Annotated in this window: 11 protein-coding genes; 7 read left to right on the forward strand and 4 right to left on the reverse strand. The window is 52.3% G+C overall.

Annotation, left to right across the window (positions count from 1 at the left end):
• Nucleotides 1-100: 100 nt before the first annotated feature.
• Nucleotides 101-2,068: a multicopper oxidase family protein gene (locus tag ACSV5M_RS18455; RefSeq protein ID WP_439178004.1), complete on the reverse strand. Its 1,968-nt coding sequence runs from the start codon at nucleotides 2,066-2,068 to the stop codon at nucleotides 101-103.
• Nucleotides 2,069-2,270: 202 nt separating this feature from the next.
• On the opposite strand from ACSV5M_RS18455, the gene ACSV5M_RS18460 reads away from it, so the two are divergent.
• Both ACSV5M_RS18460 and ACSV5M_RS18465 read left to right on the forward strand, forming a co-directional pair.
• Nucleotides 2,271-2,795, forward strand: coding sequence for a hypothetical protein (locus ACSV5M_RS18460; RefSeq protein ID WP_439178005.1), 525 nt, complete (start codon nucleotides 2,271-2,273; stop codon nucleotides 2,793-2,795).
• On the forward strand, nucleotides 2,792-5,476 hold the full coding sequence (locus ACSV5M_RS18465) for a bifunctional acetate--CoA ligase family protein/GNAT family N-acetyltransferase (RefSeq protein ID WP_439178006.1): 2,685 nt from the start codon (nucleotides 2,792-2,794) through the stop codon (nucleotides 5,474-5,476). The genes ACSV5M_RS18460 and ACSV5M_RS18465 overlap by 4 nt, the downstream gene beginning before the upstream one ends.
• Before the next feature lie 52 nt (nucleotides 5,477-5,528).
• On the opposite strand, the gene ACSV5M_RS18470 is transcribed toward ACSV5M_RS18465, so the two are convergent.
• Together ACSV5M_RS18470 and ACSV5M_RS18475 are read right to left on the reverse strand one after the other, a co-directional pair.
• Nucleotides 5,529-6,476 carry a histone deacetylase family protein gene (locus ACSV5M_RS18470; protein WP_439178008.1) on the reverse strand — a complete coding sequence of 316 codons (948 nt, stop codon included), beginning with the start codon at nucleotides 6,474-6,476 and terminating at the stop codon, nucleotides 5,529-5,531.
• A gap of 290 nt (nucleotides 6,477-6,766) precedes the next feature.
• Nucleotides 6,767-7,252: a response regulator gene (locus ACSV5M_RS18475; RefSeq protein WP_439178010.1), complete on the reverse strand. Its 486-nt coding sequence runs from the start codon at nucleotides 7,250-7,252 to the stop codon at nucleotides 6,767-6,769.
• A gap of 145 nt (nucleotides 7,253-7,397) precedes the next feature.
• Here ACSV5M_RS18475 and ACSV5M_RS18480 point away from each other — a divergent pair, with 145 nt between their 5' ends.
• From ACSV5M_RS18480 to ACSV5M_RS18500, 5 genes are all read left to right on the forward strand, one after another.
• Nucleotides 7,398-8,183, forward strand: a complete 786-nt coding sequence (locus ACSV5M_RS18480; protein ID WP_439178012.1) for an XRE family transcriptional regulator — start codon at nucleotides 7,398-7,400, stop codon at nucleotides 8,181-8,183.
• A gap of 271 nt (nucleotides 8,184-8,454) precedes the next feature.
• A complete protein-coding gene (locus ACSV5M_RS18485) occupies nucleotides 8,455-10,191 on the forward strand; it encodes a pentapeptide repeat-containing protein (protein ID WP_439178013.1) in 1,737 nt (578 codons plus the stop codon).
• Between the two features lie 9 nt (nucleotides 10,192-10,200).
• On the forward strand, nucleotides 10,201-10,908 hold the full coding sequence (locus tag ACSV5M_RS18490) for a hypothetical protein (RefSeq protein WP_439178014.1): 708 nt from the start codon (nucleotides 10,201-10,203) through the stop codon (nucleotides 10,906-10,908).
• A gap of 38 nt (nucleotides 10,909-10,946) precedes the next feature.
• Complete coding sequence (locus tag ACSV5M_RS18495; RefSeq protein WP_439178015.1) at nucleotides 10,947-11,255, forward strand: hypothetical protein; 309 nt, start codon at nucleotides 10,947-10,949, stop codon at nucleotides 11,253-11,255.
• A gap of 395 nt (nucleotides 11,256-11,650) precedes the next feature.
• Nucleotides 11,651-12,451: a hypothetical protein gene (locus tag ACSV5M_RS18500; RefSeq protein WP_439178017.1), complete on the forward strand. Its 801-nt coding sequence runs from the start codon at nucleotides 11,651-11,653 to the stop codon at nucleotides 12,449-12,451.
• A 70-nt stretch (nucleotides 12,452-12,521) separates the two neighbouring features.
• Here ACSV5M_RS18500 and gcvP read toward each other — a convergent pair whose 3' ends face one another.
• Nucleotides 12,522-15,431, reverse strand: coding sequence for an aminomethyl-transferring glycine dehydrogenase (gene gcvP / locus ACSV5M_RS18505; protein ID WP_439178018.1), 2,910 nt, complete (start codon nucleotides 15,429-15,431; stop codon nucleotides 12,522-12,524).
• Between the last annotated feature and the right edge of the window lie 263 nt (nucleotides 15,432-15,694).

Consider the following 15,694-nt stretch of genomic DNA (forward strand, 5'->3'; position numbering starts at 1 on the left):
GTCGACCGCAAAAAGCGCGCATTATACCGAGAAGCGGGCGCGTTAAGACAGCCTGACATGAAGCGAGCCATCTTGGGGGAAGATGGCTCGCCGGTGAAGATCAATGATGTCCGGCTGCCGCGCCGCCGCGCCCGTCCGGCAGTGCGATCCGCACGTTCTGCATCATGCCCTGGTCTTCATGGTCCAGAATATGACAATGCAAGACAAAATCACCGATGTAGCGCTGGTAATGGGTACGCACGATCACCTGATAGGTCTTGCCGCCGACATTCTTGACCCACACCGTATCCTTGAAGGTGCCTTTCATGCCGCGATACTGCGGGTCCGGGGCGCCGCTGGTGTCGAAGTCGTCTACCGCGTCCGGCCCGCTCACATCTTTACCGTTGGGGTCGAGCACAGCAATAACCTGAAAGGGATTAACGTGGATGTGATAAGGGTGGCTGCCGGATTTTGAGGTGAGCGTCCATTCATCAATATTGCCGAGGATCAATGTGCGATTGATGACGCCCGGCTCATAAATTTCATCGTCGATTAAAAAATCCGTTGAGGTCATATTAAAAAATAAGGTCTGTTTGTTGGGTGTGGGCGGTAGATCCTTATGCGGAACAAATTTTGTCAGCCGATTTTTTTTCAGGTCATCTACCACCAGCCTGGCAACCTCTGGTGAGTAATGTTCTTTCGCCGCTTCGATGAGTGCAACCTGCAATTGCTGTTGGATGGAAGCATCACTGTCCTTGCCGGCTGCCACATGAACAATGCCTAACAGTTTGCGTGAGGACGGTGTCTGGTCGACATTGGCAGAGGCTGCTGCGGCCGCATCAATGACACAATATTGACCGGCTTCGGGAAACAGCATCAATGAGTCCCATCGGTAACCGGGTTGGAATACCAGAGATTCCGTTGCCCGCAGGGTGGCGGTGGTGAGGCCGTCGGCGGCAATAATATGTTGCGGTATCTGTTCGCCATTACAGTTTTTGGTGATGAAGTCTTCGTGCTGTTCTGCCGTAAATTGTTGGGGAATACTGACATCAGCTTTCATGCGACGAAATTGCAGGTTAATGCTGTCGCGCACGCCGCCATGAATTATTCGCCAACGTTCAACCTGTCCGGCTTTTGCGTCGTAAAAGCCTGGCTGGATCTCGCCGTTGATGCTGGTGTAACGGCCGGATTGTCCCCAGGCTTTACCGCTGAAATTTGCATAACTTTCTACCACGCCGACATCATCCGGATCGCAGCGATAGGTGCCGTCTGCATTTTTTTTCACAACCGGATTCTCGCCTTTGGTGTAGCAGGCGTATTGGATTTGCTGGAACAGGAGTACACGTTCCTTGAACGATTGTTTAGGTGTTGGCTGCAGGAGTGTATCAATGTCCCCTTGAGCCGTTGTTGTGGGTAGGCGCTTGCCGTCAATAATCAGCGCGCCGGCCATGCCACTGCCCACTTGCAACGCGGTTGAGCCGTGGCGGTGGGGGTGATACCAGAAGGTGCCGGCGGGATGATCCAGGGGAATGTTGTATTCATATTGAAAATCCACGCCGGGGTTGATCGAAATCAGTACGTTATCGCTGTTGCCGGCGGGATTGATCCATAAACCGTGGGTGTGCATATTGGTGCCGTTAAAACAGTGCGGCTTGTTGACCGGTTGTTCATGATCGTAACAGGAAGGATCAGCGGGCAGCTGATTGGAGAGCGTAGCGCGAATGGTGTCGCCGGGTGCAACCCGAATCATCGGTGCCACAAAGGGCGCGTCAGGATTAACATGGGTGCCCTGGTAACTGCGCAATCGCACACGATCATCCCGGCCGGTAGCGGGATTCCACAAGGTGCTCTCGGTGTAGGCTACCCGCCAGGTGAGATAGGCTTCCTGTGGTCCGGTCAGCTGAGCCGGCGCTACCGCTTTTTTCAATTTTGCCAAGGGTTTGACGGCTTGCTCGCCGCTGCGTTGAATCTCCAGTAGCGGAGGATTTTCCACGCCGTCATCGCGCACGAATTTGGCGGTGGCGCAGGGAACGAATGTGAGTAATGAAACAGTGAATATGGAATAACGAAGCAGGTGAACGGGTGACATGGTTATCTCCTTATTGTTGATAGACCCTGGCCCATACCTCACCTCCAGCCAAGTATTCCTGATGCTATACAATGCTGCTCCACCGGAGCATTACAGGGCATTACAATCTGCCGATTGATTTTGTGCGGTGGTTGACGCGCGATGATTGCAATTATTTTTATTTGGATGAAAATGGAATAACTTTTTTGCAAACGTGACGATTATGTTATTTGCTGACCTGCCTCCTGAACTTCATGAACCGGTTGCCTGTTTGGTTGAAGCGGCTATTGAATACAATGTGCCGGCGAATATTTTGCTGGCCATCGCTGAAAAAGAGGGCGGCAAACCGGGGCAATGGGTGAGAAATACCAACGGCACCTACGATGTCGGCCCCATGCAATTTAACAGTGCCTATTTAAAAGACCTTATGTCCCACGGCGTCTTTGAAAGTGATGTGGCGGCTTACGGTTGTTACCCTTACCAATTGGCGGCCTGGCGGATTCGCGATCACCTCTACAACGACCGGGGAGATTTATGGACGCGTGCGGCCAACTATCACTCGCGGACGCCCGCCGTAAACGCGGTTTATCGCGCGGACTTGATGACCAAAGCGGAACGCTGGGGCAGTTGGGTGGAACAACATTACATCACCTATGAAGTGAACCTTGAAGGTCTGGCCGCCTCTATGCAATTTATCCTCAAACCCATAACCCCGGCGGCATCGGAAAAAAAAGACGCAGCTGAATGAGCCTCAAACATATCGAGCAACTGCTCAAGCCTCGCTCCATTGCGGTGATCGGCGCGTCCAACCAGCCGACGCGCACTGGCAATGTAGTCATGCGTAATTTATTGCAGGGCCAGTTCGATGGCCCGATTATGCCGGTAACGCCGCACCATAAAGCGGTGAATGGCGTGCTCGCCTATCGGTCGATTGATGAATTACCGGAAGCGCCGGACCTCGCCATTATTTGTACCCGCGCGACGCGGGTGCCTGCGATAATTTTGCAACTGGGCCGCAAAGGCACCCGCAATGCGATAGTCATCGCCGCTGGCCTGGATACGCTATACACCGCCCAAGGCACCAATTTGCAGGAGCAAATGCTGGAGATTGCCAGGCAATCCGGCGTGCGTATTCTGGGGCCCAACTGTCTGGGCATCATTGTGCCGGGCCTGGGATTAAACGCGAGTTGTGCGCACACGACGGCACAACCGGGCAAGATTGCGTTTGTCTCGCAATCATCTGCCGTGTGCTCAACCTTGCTGGACTGGGCTCATCGGCGCCGCATTGGTTTTTCGCATTTTATTGCAACAGGCGATGCAGCCGATGTGGACTTTGATGAGATCATTGATTACCTCGGGCGCGATCCCAAAACCCAGGCCATTCTGTTGTATATCGACGCCATCCAAGACGGACGCGCGTTTATGTCGGCGGCGCGAGCGGCGTCATTTAATAAACCGATCCTGGTAATCAAAGCCGGTACCCATGCTGAAATCATGGCGACAACGTCGCGTCTTGGCCCGGAAAAGATGGGTGAAGATGCGGTGTATAGCGCAGCGTTTCGACGCGCCGGTATGTTGCGTGTTGGCGACTTGCGTGAGTTGATGGCAGCGGTAGAGACCCTGGCATACGGCAAGCCGATTACCGGTGAACAATTGGTGGTGTTATCCAACGGCCACGGTCCCAGTGCGATGGCGATTGACGCGCTTTTGCAACGCGGTGGTCGCCTGGCAACCCTTGAGCCGGAGATCGTCAGCCAATTACAACAGATTATTCACAGCGGTGGCCGCGCGAGTAATCCTATCAATATGTTGGGCGATGCCTTGCCGGAACTTTATGGCCAGGTCATGCAAATTTTATTGCGCAGCAAGACCATTGATAATGTGTTGATCCTGCACGCGCCCACCGGTTTAAGTTCGCCGACCGCCTATGCCGAAGCGGTCATCAAAGCCTATCAGGAACATCAGGGCCGCAAGCCTAATTTGTTGGTGAACTGGATGGGCGAAGACGCCGCCGTTGAAGCACGCCAACGATTTGCCGAAGCGGGCATTGCCTCCTTTCGTACACCGGAAGGTGTGGCCGGTGCGTTTATGCACATGGTGGAATATCGCCGTAACCAGAAATTATTATCCGAAACACCGGACTCGGTGAGCGATGAAATTCCGCACCACCCTGAGCGGGCCAATAACATTATTACCGCAGCCTTGAACGATGCGCGCCTGCATCTTAATGGCGAAGAATCCGCCGAATTATTGCAAGCCTATGGTATTGCGACCATTCCTACCAAGGCGGCTACCACGCCAGCCGAAGCGGCTGATCAGGCGGAGTTATTGGGATTTCCGGTTGCCTTGAAAATTGTCGTGCCGGATATTCCATTGAAGTCCGATATCGGCGGTGTGGTCTTGAATTTAAATACCCGTGCCGAAGTGGAAGAGGCGGCCCTGGCCAGCTTGAAACGGGTGCAGGATCTTTATCCCGAGGCAAAACCGAATGGTTTCACCTTGCAGACCATGGCGCGCCGCACCGGTGCCCACCTGCTGCGTATTCAGGTGCAAACAGATCCCGTCTTCGGGCCGGTCATCCTGTTAGGCGAAGCCAGTTCGGTGTGGGACATTCGCACCAACGCCGTGGTGGCCTTGCCGCCGTTGAATATGGCATTGGCCCGTTATCTGGTGATCCAGGCGCTGGCCGAGGGCAAGATTCGTGAACGGCAATTATATTCGCCACTCAATCGCCAGGCGCTGTGTATTTTATTAACCAAGATCAGCCAGATGATTGTGGATCAGGAAAATGTCCTGGGCCTGACCATCAACCCCGCCTTGGCGGTGGGTGATGAAATCATCGTGCTGGACGTTAACGTTGACATTGCACCGGCGACGCCGCAACGTCGCCTGGCCATTCGCCCTTATCCCAAAGAATTGGAAGAACATTTTTTACTGCGCAATGGCCGCGAAGTATTTTTACGGCCGATTCGCCCGGAAGACGAAGGCATGCATCAGGCCTTTGATCACGCCCTGACGCGGGAGGATCGCTACAAGCGTTACTTTGGCGAGTTGCCGCAATTTTCCCACGAACAAATGGCGCGCTTCACCCAGATTGATTACGCGCGCGAAATGGCATTTGTTGCCGTAGCGGAAACGCCGGCGGGCGATACGGAGATTCTCGGCGTGGTACACGCCCAACAAGACCCGGACAACACCGAAGCGGAATTTGCAGTTGCCGTGCGCAGCGATATCAAACAGTCAGGCCTGGGTCATCGTTTGATGCAAAAAATGATTGATTACTGTCGCGGGCAGGGGACGCAGTATTTAACCGGTGTGACGATGCTGGAAAATGCCGGTATGGCCAACCTGGCACGCAACCTGGGTTTCAGTGTGAAGTATTTGCGCGACGACGGACTGATTGATATGCGTATGAAACTGCAGGATTAATGCTCCAGTTTAAATCCCATCCAAGAAAGCTTTGCCTCAAGATAGCTTATTCTCAAGAAAGCTTCGCCATGGCTTTGATATGCATCATGGCGCAGCGCCCCAATGCCGGTAAATCGTAACCGCCCTCCAGCATGGACACCATTCCCCGGCATTGCCGTGAGGGTTCATATTGCTTGCTGTCATCGACTAAATCCCGCAATTGTTGGGTAATCCACACATAATCCTGTTCCACCAGGCGAATCGATGACATGTCGTCGTCGATATGGCCGTCGAAGCCGGCGGAGATCAACAGTAATTGCGGTTGAAACCGGCGTAGCGCCGGCAGACAGTGTTCGGCCAGCGCCGCGCGAAATCCGTCGCTGCGACAGGTGGCCGGTAAGGGGATATTGATGATGTGGTCCGGCACATTATCAATGGCGGTGAGCGGATAAAACGGGTGCTGGAAACTGGAGCAAAACAGCACGCGCGGCTCCTCCAGGAAGATGTCCTGGGTGCCATTGCCGTGGTGCACATCGAAATCCACGATGGCGATCCGTTCAAGACCGTGCACCGCCAAGGCATGGGCCGCTGCAATCGCGACATTATTAAAAATACAAAATCCCATGGGCTGCGTCGGCCCTGCATGGTGGCCGGCCGGGCGCACGTTACAAAATACCGCATCGGTTTTGCCGCCCATGACCATATCCACACCCAGAATACCTGCACCGGCGGCATGGCGGGCTGCCGTCAGTGTGCCGGGGGATAAAAAAATATCGTCAGCGAAGCGCACAATACCCTCACTGGGTATGGCCCGCGTCAGGCGTTGCAGATAATCGTAGGTATGCACACGTAACAATTGTTCGTCGGTGGCCGCTGGTGCCTCACGGTGGTAAATCAAACTGTCTATGCCGCTGGCCAGAAGTTGGTTGTTGATGGCATCCAGGCGTTCCGGACACTCCGGGTGACCTTCGGGCATCTGGTGCAGATGGCAGGCAGGGTGGGTAATCAGCGTGGCAATCATGACTATCACCGGGCTATTGTAAGAAACTGGGTGTAAAAAAATTGGTTTTTTCAACAGTGGATTTACCACGTGGAATTACGCGGTCAGTGCGCATAGTAGCATTGAAATCGGATTGCGAATTCAGATATGCGTCAAGTGAATCTAACAAATTGCTGCACCAGATTTATTATTATATTTATCGGTGCGCGTTTGGTTTAACCCGGCATTGTATGTTAAACAGCACAAGGGTTTTTGGTGTAGAGAAAATAATCGCGCCGCTGTTGGCAAATAGGTGTAGTCTTGCAGGAATATTACAGCGCGTTTTCGAGGGAATTCTTCAAGCGAGTAGCGCCATACGGCATTGCGGCCTGTTCAAACCAATAGCGTTTAATAATGCCGATCACATCCATCAGGCCATCAAACGAAACCGGTTTGGTGAAGTAGGAGTTGGCTCCCTGGGAATAACTTAAATCAATGTCATGTTGCGCATTGGATGTGGTGAAAATTAGCACAGGAATGTGTTTGTAAACATCACTTGTTTTGATACTCTTTAACGCCTTGCGTCCATCAAGGCGCGGCATATTCAGATCCAGCAGAATAATTGTCGGCTGAGGTTTGATGATAGATAACGTCTCCATCAGTTCCTGACCATCACTAACAAATATCGTGTTTTCCATGGATATCTTATGTTCTTGTAAAACATCTTTTACAAGGACTTGGTCGTCCAAATCGTCATCTGCAATGATCAGTAGGGGATTCGCGGTGGTCTCAGTATTGCCGTTGTTGCTGATTTTCATACATATATTCCGGCAGGTGAGTTTAACCAGACACTTGAGGCGCCAGGTGCGAGTGGAGCGTCTCGCCATTGTATCGGGCTCGCAATAAGAATGCTAATAAAAAAAGTTGCGCCATTAGTATATTAATATCTAGAATGGTAAAAATATGAGTGATTCAAGATTAGTTGTACTGCGTGACTTGTTAAGTCTGTCCCAGCAGGAGTTTGCTTCGCGCATCGGGATAACGCAGGGAGCCTTGTCACAATTGGAATCACAAAAATCCAAACTTTCATTGGACAGTTTGCTAAAGATCAACCGTGTATTCGGTGTGGACTGCAACTGGCTGGTGACAGGTGAGGGTGACATTTTCTACCAGCCGGATAAGAGAGAGCCGCAGCCTATGGATAATCATCTCGGGATGACTCGTGAAGGATATATTCCTTTAGTTCGCGGAGAAGCGCATGCGGGTTACATCGAAAATTATCTTGATGAAAAGTATCTGGATACGCTGGAGGTTTATAAAATCCCCGGCTATGAAGCCGGTGGTTATCGTTTATTTGAAGTAGAGGGCGATAGCATGGTTCCCTCTATCTATCCCGGCGAAATTGTGGTGACTGAACGTTTGCCTGATTTATTGGCGATTGAGAACGGTGCCTTATGTATTGTGGTTGCTGAGGAAGGTATCGTCGCCAAGCGTACCTATATCTATGAAGAGGATCGCAATATGCTGATCCTCAAGAGCGATAACCCCGACTACAAAACCTATTCCATTCCGATGGACAGTGTGCGCGAAGTCTGGCGGGTGCGCGCCAAAATCACCAATGTGTTTGTCCAGCCGCAAGTGGTCGATGCATCCCGGCTCAAGGAGCTGGAGGCGGATATCATGACACTCAAACAGGAGATGAGTCGGTTATCCGCCGATAAATCATCCACCTCCTCGACGGCAGAATGACGGTTAGCGTCAGCTGCCGGATGCTATTGTACTGGCCGCACGCTTTTCACCCTTCGACGTTTCTGTACCGTTGATTTCCCCGTGAATTCGGGCGGCCTGGCCGGTTATGCGCTATTGATTCCCGCTTATCCGCCGGATGACGGCCTGCTTTTGTGATATGTGATATTTTACGATTTATGATGGATCGTGGCGCATAATGCTCGCTATAATCCTGCGGTTGGTCCTGTGCCACCATCACCCTCCCTTGGTTTTGACTCGTCAGATGTAGCTCATGGATATGGATAAAGATCGAATCATTCAAGAACTCAACAAAGGTGCGAAATCCTGGAACAACTGGCGCAAGCGCCATGCCGTCGGCGATCTGAATCTCGACGGGGTAGAGCTGACCGGGATGACGTTTGATGATTTCGATTTTTCCAAAGTGTCCATGTGTAACGCCCGCATCACCCAGTGCAGTTTCAAACATGCCGACCTGATCCTTGCCAACCTGCAAGGCGCCTTTTTAAAAGACAATGATTTTTCCCATGCAAAACTGATTGCCGCCAATTTATGTGGCTGCAACCTCAGTGGTTCGGTGCTGTTCTTTGCCAACATGCTCACCGCCAACACCCGCAATGCAAAACTGGAGAACATTGATTTTCGTGGGCAGGATATCAGCGGCTTTATGCTGCGCGATGTTTCCCTGGCCGGCAGCAACCTGGAAGGGCAACAACTGGCCCGTGTTGACCTGACCAACTCCAATCTGGAAGGGGTCAACCTCCAGGGGGCAGATTTAACTAAAGCCTTGCTGGTCAATGCGCGACTGACGAATGCCGACCTGCGGGGCGCTGCGCTTTCCGGGGCGGTATTCCGTTCGGCCAATGTAAGCGGGGTGGATTTCAGCAACATGGATTTGCAGGAGACCGACTTCAGCGGTGCGAACCTGGTGAACTGTGACCTGCGCGAGGCCAACCTGACCAAGACCAAATTTGCTAATGCCAACATCACCAGCGCGCGCCTGTGGAAGATGACCAGCACCGGTTGGGACATTTCCAATGTTGAATGCCATTACGCTTTTTGGGATAAATCGGGAAAAGAAAAAACCGTTTATCGGCAACACGAATTTGAGCGGATCTTTGCGGACGCTATTACCATTGAATTGCGTTACCCCTATCGCCTGATTGATCAGGAACTGGCTACCTTACCCATCTTTATTGATCACCTTGCCGCTGCGCATTGGGGCACCATCCTGCGGTTGAAATCTATCACCGATGTTGCCGGCGGTGCCCTGGTAAAATTTGTGGTAGAAGAAGTGGGTCCACACAATCCCACCGAGCTTAAGCTCCAGTTGCAGGATGAGGCAGAGCGTATTCAATTGGCGCAATTGGCGTTGCGTCGCGATGCGAAACTTCACGTGCAATTAAAAGAAAAAATTGCCGCCATTCGCGAAGAGTTCTGGCCGCGTTTGCTGGAGTTGGCGGCGGACCATGAAAAACAGCAGGTGCGCAACCTCACCATCCTGTTTATGGATTTAAAAGGTTTTTCCAAATGGGGTGATGATGAACTGTCGGAAAAACTCTCGTTGTTCCGCGGGCTGGTTAAACCCATACTCAAAAAATGGGAAGCGGGGCATCCGAATATGGAAGGTGACTCGTTGCGGGTTACCTTTAAAAATGTCACCGTCGGGCTTTCCTGCGCTTGCATGATCCGTAATGTATTAACCGCTGCGGGGTTTGAATTACGCATCGGTGTGGAACTGGGCGAGGTGTCTGTGGTTCACAATGAAGTCACCGGCGTGCCCGACCTCGAAGGCGTTGCTGTCAGCATGGCTGCCCGGCTTGAGGCGGCAGCGGAAGCGGGTGAAATACTGGCCAGCCACAAGATTTATCATTACGGCAAACGCAGCGGGCTGTTCAAATTTATTCCGCGCCATGTGGCCTTAAAGAAAGGTATTGGCGCCATTGAGCAAGGTGATCAGGTTGAATGTTTTGCGGTGGAGGCTGAGAAAACCTTATCCGACCTATCGTGAGTCAAGCGGATGAATATGCTGCTTCCGCCAGAGCCTTTGCTGTTCTGGCTGACCTTAATTCCGAGTTTATTGTTGCTGGGCGCCGCCATTTTTTATGCCCCCTGGCGCCCGTTGGCAAGCCATCAATCCCGTCAACACCTGCTGTTTGCCACCATTCTTTTTTTAAGCCTGTTTTGGTTGATGCAGGTATCTGTGCAGGCTACGCTCGCATTTCACCCCATGCTGATGACCGTTGTTACGATGGTGTTTGGCTGGAGCCTGGCGTTGCTCATCGGTGTGGCTGCGTTGGTGATGCTGGAGGTTTACCAAATAGCGTTGCGCAGTTTGACTGTCGATTGGGATGTCGCGGTTAATCAATTTAATTTGCATACGCTTCCCGTGGATTTTTGCCTGGGTGTTGTCATACCGGTAAGCTGGGCTTGGTTAGCCGTCTGGTTGATTAACCGGTGGCGTTTTAAAAATCCATTCACTTATTTTCTGGGCGTGGGATTTTTTGGCGCCATGATCAGTTGCCTGTGGGTCGGGCTGGGAGCGCTGCTATTATTCTCCCTCACCGGTAGCGACATTGCGCTGGCCAGTGCCTGGGAACATTTTTTTGTGTTTTTATTAATGACCTTTCCGGAAGGTTTTATCAATGGTGCGCTGGCAACTGTTTTTGCGGTGCTTTGGCCCGACATAGTAAAAACCTACCGCGATGATTGGTTTTTACAGAATTAAGCAGGCATTATTTTTTCTTTAGCGACAGGATATTTGTTATGGCGTGGTTAAATACTGACTGGGAAAACGAACTGAATCAGGTGCAGGACAGGATCAACACCATCCTGGATGAAAAAGTTGAACCTATGCTGGATAGGACGGTAGAAAAAGCAACCACAGAGATCACCACGGTGATTGCAAAAGCAGAATTTGAACTGCGCGATAATACCAACCATTTCCTGACAGAGTTAGCTGTACAACGACAGCACATGGTGGCGGAGATAAAGGGCGTGATTCGTTATGCCGCCATTGCTGCTTTCCTGGTTGTGGTAGCAGCCGTCTTGTTAATAAAATTTGTGGGTTTATGAAATCACAGCAAGTCCGATTGCACGCAATGGCAATCGGACTTTTCAGCCGCTTTTTTATCTACTTCTTGTCAACTCTGACCAAAATTCCCATGCGATCCGTATTGGCTGCAGCCAAGTATCGTGGTGTGAGAATTGAGAGAAATCCCGTACGTCATTTTTTTTCACTGTGGCAAAACCAATTGTGTGGGACCGCACACAGCCAGGTCCAGTTGGGGTCGTCATTTTTTATCAAGTTTGTAAAGTAAGGATTTCTGTGCCGCTAGCGGCAGCAAAAACAGCCTCGTCCCGGAAAGTCATCACAAAAAAATTTAAAACTTTTTACTTTATTCCTGTTTTGTGACATTTTTGTTACGAATAGCGAAGTGCTGCTATGGATTTCATCTAAGGAGGTCGATATGCAGATTGTAGCGAAAGTCCCTACGGGAAAAGTCCCAGGTATAAAAGCCCCTGTTAAATTTGTCGGCAGTGTTTTGCTTTCCTGTCCGCGTCTTGCAAAAGACCTGTTGGTATTGCCGGATCGCCTGCATCGGGGTTGTGTCGCAGGTGTGGTGATTATCGGCTTATTGCTTATCAGCTGTTTTATTACCTACGCCTATGTTGAAAAGTATCAATTGACCGACAGTTTCTTTTACGGGCAGGTAGAGTTTTCGTTCATTGATCGGGGTTATCCGGAAATCTTTGGCTATATTTTGGAGCTGGTGGCTGCAGCATTATTTTTATTGTTTGCAGTAGCGCACCACAAGAAAGCCTGGTTCGCCTGGTCAGCCATGATGTTTATTATTTTTCTCGATGACGCATTCAAACTCCATGAATCCATCGGCCACGCTTACGTTGCTCTTTGGAATCTGCACCCGGTTTCCGGGGATTTGCTGGGCTTTGCCACAACAGGTTTGTTTGCTGTGATATGTTGGACAATTGGTGTCACCACAATAACCACCAAAGAAGACTTCAGTGCTTATCTGTTATTCAGTTGCTATTTTGGGCTACTGATTTTCTTCGGCGTTGGTGTCGATGCCTTGCATGGGTTATTCGGAGAGAATGTGTCGCAAACCGTCTTTACGCTGGCGGAAGATGGGGGCGAGCTTTTGATGACGGCGATGATTGCCTTGTCGGCATTGGGCATGTGGTTGCGTCAGAAGGATGCTGTTATCAATACTGGTCGCATGCCGTTAAATTCGGCGGTATCGAAATTTTAAATTTTTTCATGTGGAGCAAAGAACGTGGTAACCACGTTCTTTGCCTGAATCAAAATCCTTCCTGTTTTACTTACTCCTGATAAGTCTCAATGCTCGGGCACGAGCAAATCAAATTGCGATCCCCGTACACGTTGTCGATACGGTTCACGCTTGGCCATACCTTGTGTTGCTTCAGCCAGGGCGCCGGGCGACCGGCGGTGTCGCGGCTGTAGGCGCGGTTCCAGTTCTCGTCCATGATGTCATCTTGTGTGTGAGGTGCGTTGTGCAGTGCGCTGGCGTCGGCGCTGATTTCGCCGCTGGCAACTTGTGCAATTTCCTTGCGAATGGTGAGCATGGCGTCGATAAATTTATCCAGCTCCGCCTGGGATTCCGATTCGGTGGGTTCGATCATCAAGGTGCCCGCCACCGGGAAGGACATGGTGGGCGCATGGAAACCGAAATCCATCAAACGCTTCGCGATATCTTCTTCGCTGATGCCGCTCGCTTCTTTCAAAGGACGCAGATCCAGCAAACATTCGTGAGCCACAAAACCATGGGTACCCTTGTACAAAATCGGGTAATGGTCGCCCAGTTTTTTCGCTACGTAATTCGCGTTGAGAATGGCGTATTCCGTGGCCTGACGCATGCCGACCTTGCCCATCATGCGGATGTACATCCAACTGATCGGCAAAATACTGGCTGAGCCCCAGGGCGCGGCAGAGATGGTGCCATTGGTGGTTTCTGTACCGGGCACATCCTGCACCGGATGCGAAGCGAGGAATGGCGCAAGGTGTTGGCCTACGCCAATCGGGCCCATACCGGGGCCGCCACCGCCGTGAGGAATACAGAAGGTTTTATGCAGATTAAGATGTGACACATCGCCGCCGAATTTACCCGGCGCGGCCACGCCGACCAACGCATTCATATTCGCGCCGTCGATATACACCTGACCGCCAACCGCATGGATCATGTCGCACAGTTCGGTAATGCCTTCCTCAAACACGCCGTGGGTGGACGGGTAGGTGACCATGATGCAGGCAATCTTTTGGCCGTGGGTGGCAATTTTCTCGCGCAGGTCATCAAGGTCCACGTTGCCTTTGCCATCGCAGGCCACGACCACCACCTTGTAACTCACCATCTGTGCTGAAGCCGGGTTGGTGCCATGGGCAGATGCCGGAATCAAACAGATATCGCGTTCGGTTTCACCTTTGCTCTCAAAATATTTTTTGATGGCCACCAGGCCGGCGTACTCGCCTTGAGATCCGGCGTTGGGTTGTAAGCTGATGGCATCGTAGCCAGTGCAGGCTTTCAGCATCTCCTGCAATTCTTCAAATAATTGGCGATAACCCTGGGCTTGTTCCATGGGCGCGAAAGGGTGCATCTTGCCAAATTCCGGCCAGGTTACCGGAATCATCTCGGCCGTGGCGTTCAGCTTCATGGTGCAGGAGCCGAGCGGAATCATGGACTGGTTGAGCGCGATATCGCGCGACTCCAGGCGCTTGAGGTAGCGCAGCATCTCGGTTTCGCTGTGGTAACTGTTGAATACCGGGTGGCTCAGGATGGCGTCGCTGCGCAACAAGTCAGCGGGAATGGCTTTGCTGGCGGTCAGGTTTTTGCCTTCGGTAATCTGGCGATCCAGACCGCGCAAATCAGAACCGCTCACGCCGAAGACGGCCAGCAGTGTCTCCAGGTCGGCCAGGCTGGTGGTTTCGTTCATACTGATACCCAAGGCGTTTTTACCCACCAGGCGCAGGTTGATCTCGGCATTGAGCGCGGCCTGATAAATCGCTTTCTGGTTATCGCCCACTTGCACGGTAATCGTGTCGAAGAACTGGCTGTTGGCCAGGCCGAAGCCCTTGGCTTGCAAAGCAGCGGCGGCAATCGCGGTGAGGCGGTGGATACGGTTGGCGATGCGCTTCAAACCCTCCGGGCCGTGGTAGATCGCGTAGAACACACTCATCACCGCCAGCAGCACTTGCGAGGTACAAATATTGGAGTTGGCCTTTTCGCGGCGAATATGTTGCTCGCGGGTTTGCATCGCCATACGTAAGGCTTGTTTGCCGCGCGCATCAATGGACACACCGATGATGCGGCCCGGTGCGGAGCGCTTGTAGGCATCGCGGAAGGCAAAGAAACCGGCGTGGGGGCCGCCGAAACCCATGGGGATACCGAAGCGTTGGTTAGTGCCCACCACCACATCGGCACCCATACTGCCGGGGGATTTGAGCAACATCAGCGCCATCAGATCGCTGGCAACGGTAATCAGGGTGTTCTGGCTGTGGGCGGTGTCGATCAGGCTCGTGAGGTCGCGGATGTCGCCGCTGGAGCCGGGATAGGAGAGCAGGGCACCGAAGTAATCACCATTGGTCACCTCATCCGCCTTGGCCACCACCACCTCAAAACCGAAGTGCTCGGCGCGGGTTTTGACTACGGCGATGGTTTGCGGATGGGTGTCCGCATCCACAAAAAACACATCGGAGCGGCTCTTTTTATTCTGGCGTTTGCACATCGCCATGGCTTCGGCGGCAGCAGTGCCCTCGTCCAGCATGGAGGCGTTGGCCATCTCCATCCCGGTTAAATCAATGATCATTTGCTGGTAATTCAGTAAGGCTTCCAGACGGCCTTGGGCAATTTCCGGTTGGTAGGGTGTGTAAGCCGTGTACCAACCCGGATTTTCCAGCACATTGCGCAGGACAACATGAGGTGTGTGCGTATCGTAATAGCCCATGCCGATATAGCTTTTGAATACACGGTTCTTGTTGGCGATGGCTTTCAGTTGCGCCAGGGCTTCGGCTTCTGTGACCGCATCGGCCAAGGCCAGCTCGCCGTGAAGGCGGATTTTTTCCGGTACGGTCTTGTCGATCAGTTCAGCGACAGAGGCCACGCCGAGCGCCGCCAGCATAGCGGCGGTTTGCTGTGCGTCCGGGCCGATATGGCGCTGGACAAACTCGTCGTGGTAAGCCAGTTGTGACAAAGAAGCTGAACGAAGATCAACGGACATAGGGAATCTCTTTAACTTGGGATCGGGGCAAAAAGGGCGGGGCAGGCGGGCCTGCTCAAAAAGGCGGCAATGGTACCAATTGGGGGCGTTTTCGGCAATTGAGTGCGGCGCGGTTAAATGCAATCTGCCGGCGCCGTCACGCGGGAATTATGGCAATGTCGTCGCACGGAAATTTTCGGTTGCGAGTCTGGTATCATCGGTGGCAGATTGTTCGTCCCCGGCAACCACGCGCCGCCAATACACCTACATAAGAACAACCCTTA

Source organism: Cellvibrio sp. ARAG 10.3, from assembly GCF_051846955.1.
Classification (GTDB): Bacteria; Pseudomonadota; Gammaproteobacteria; order Pseudomonadales; family Cellvibrionaceae; genus Cellvibrio.

Coding starts and splice junctions, on each gene's coding strand:
- gcvP (WP_439178018.1), bottom strand. CDS start 15,431: ATGTCCGTTGATCTTCGTTCAGCTTCTTTGTCACAACTGGCTTACCAC.
- ACSV5M_RS18475 (WP_439178010.1), bottom strand. CDS start 7,252: ATGAAAATCAGCAACAACGGCAATACTGAGACCACCGCGAATCCCCTA.
- ACSV5M_RS18490 (WP_439178014.1), top strand. CDS start 10,201: ATGAATATGCTGCTTCCGCCAGAGCCTTTGCTGTTCTGGCTGACCTTA.
- ACSV5M_RS18460 (WP_439178005.1), top strand. CDS start 2,271: ATGTTATTTGCTGACCTGCCTCCTGAACTTCATGAACCGGTTGCCTGT.
- ACSV5M_RS18485 (WP_439178013.1), top strand. CDS start 8,455: ATGGATATGGATAAAGATCGAATCATTCAAGAACTCAACAAAGGTGCG.
- ACSV5M_RS18455 (WP_439178004.1), bottom strand. CDS start 2,068: ATGTCACCCGTTCACCTGCTTCGTTATTCCATATTCACTGTTTCATTA.
- ACSV5M_RS18480 (WP_439178012.1), top strand. CDS start 7,398: ATGAGTGATTCAAGATTAGTTGTACTGCGTGACTTGTTAAGTCTGTCC.
- ACSV5M_RS18470 (WP_439178008.1), bottom strand. CDS start 6,476: ATGATTGCCACGCTGATTACCCACCCTGCCTGCCATCTGCACCAGATG.
- ACSV5M_RS18500 (WP_439178017.1), top strand. CDS start 11,651: ATGCAGATTGTAGCGAAAGTCCCTACGGGAAAAGTCCCAGGTATAAAA.
- ACSV5M_RS18465 (WP_439178006.1), top strand. CDS start 2,792: ATGAGCCTCAAACATATCGAGCAACTGCTCAAGCCTCGCTCCATTGCG.
- ACSV5M_RS18495 (WP_439178015.1), top strand. CDS start 10,947: ATGGCGTGGTTAAATACTGACTGGGAAAACGAACTGAATCAGGTGCAG.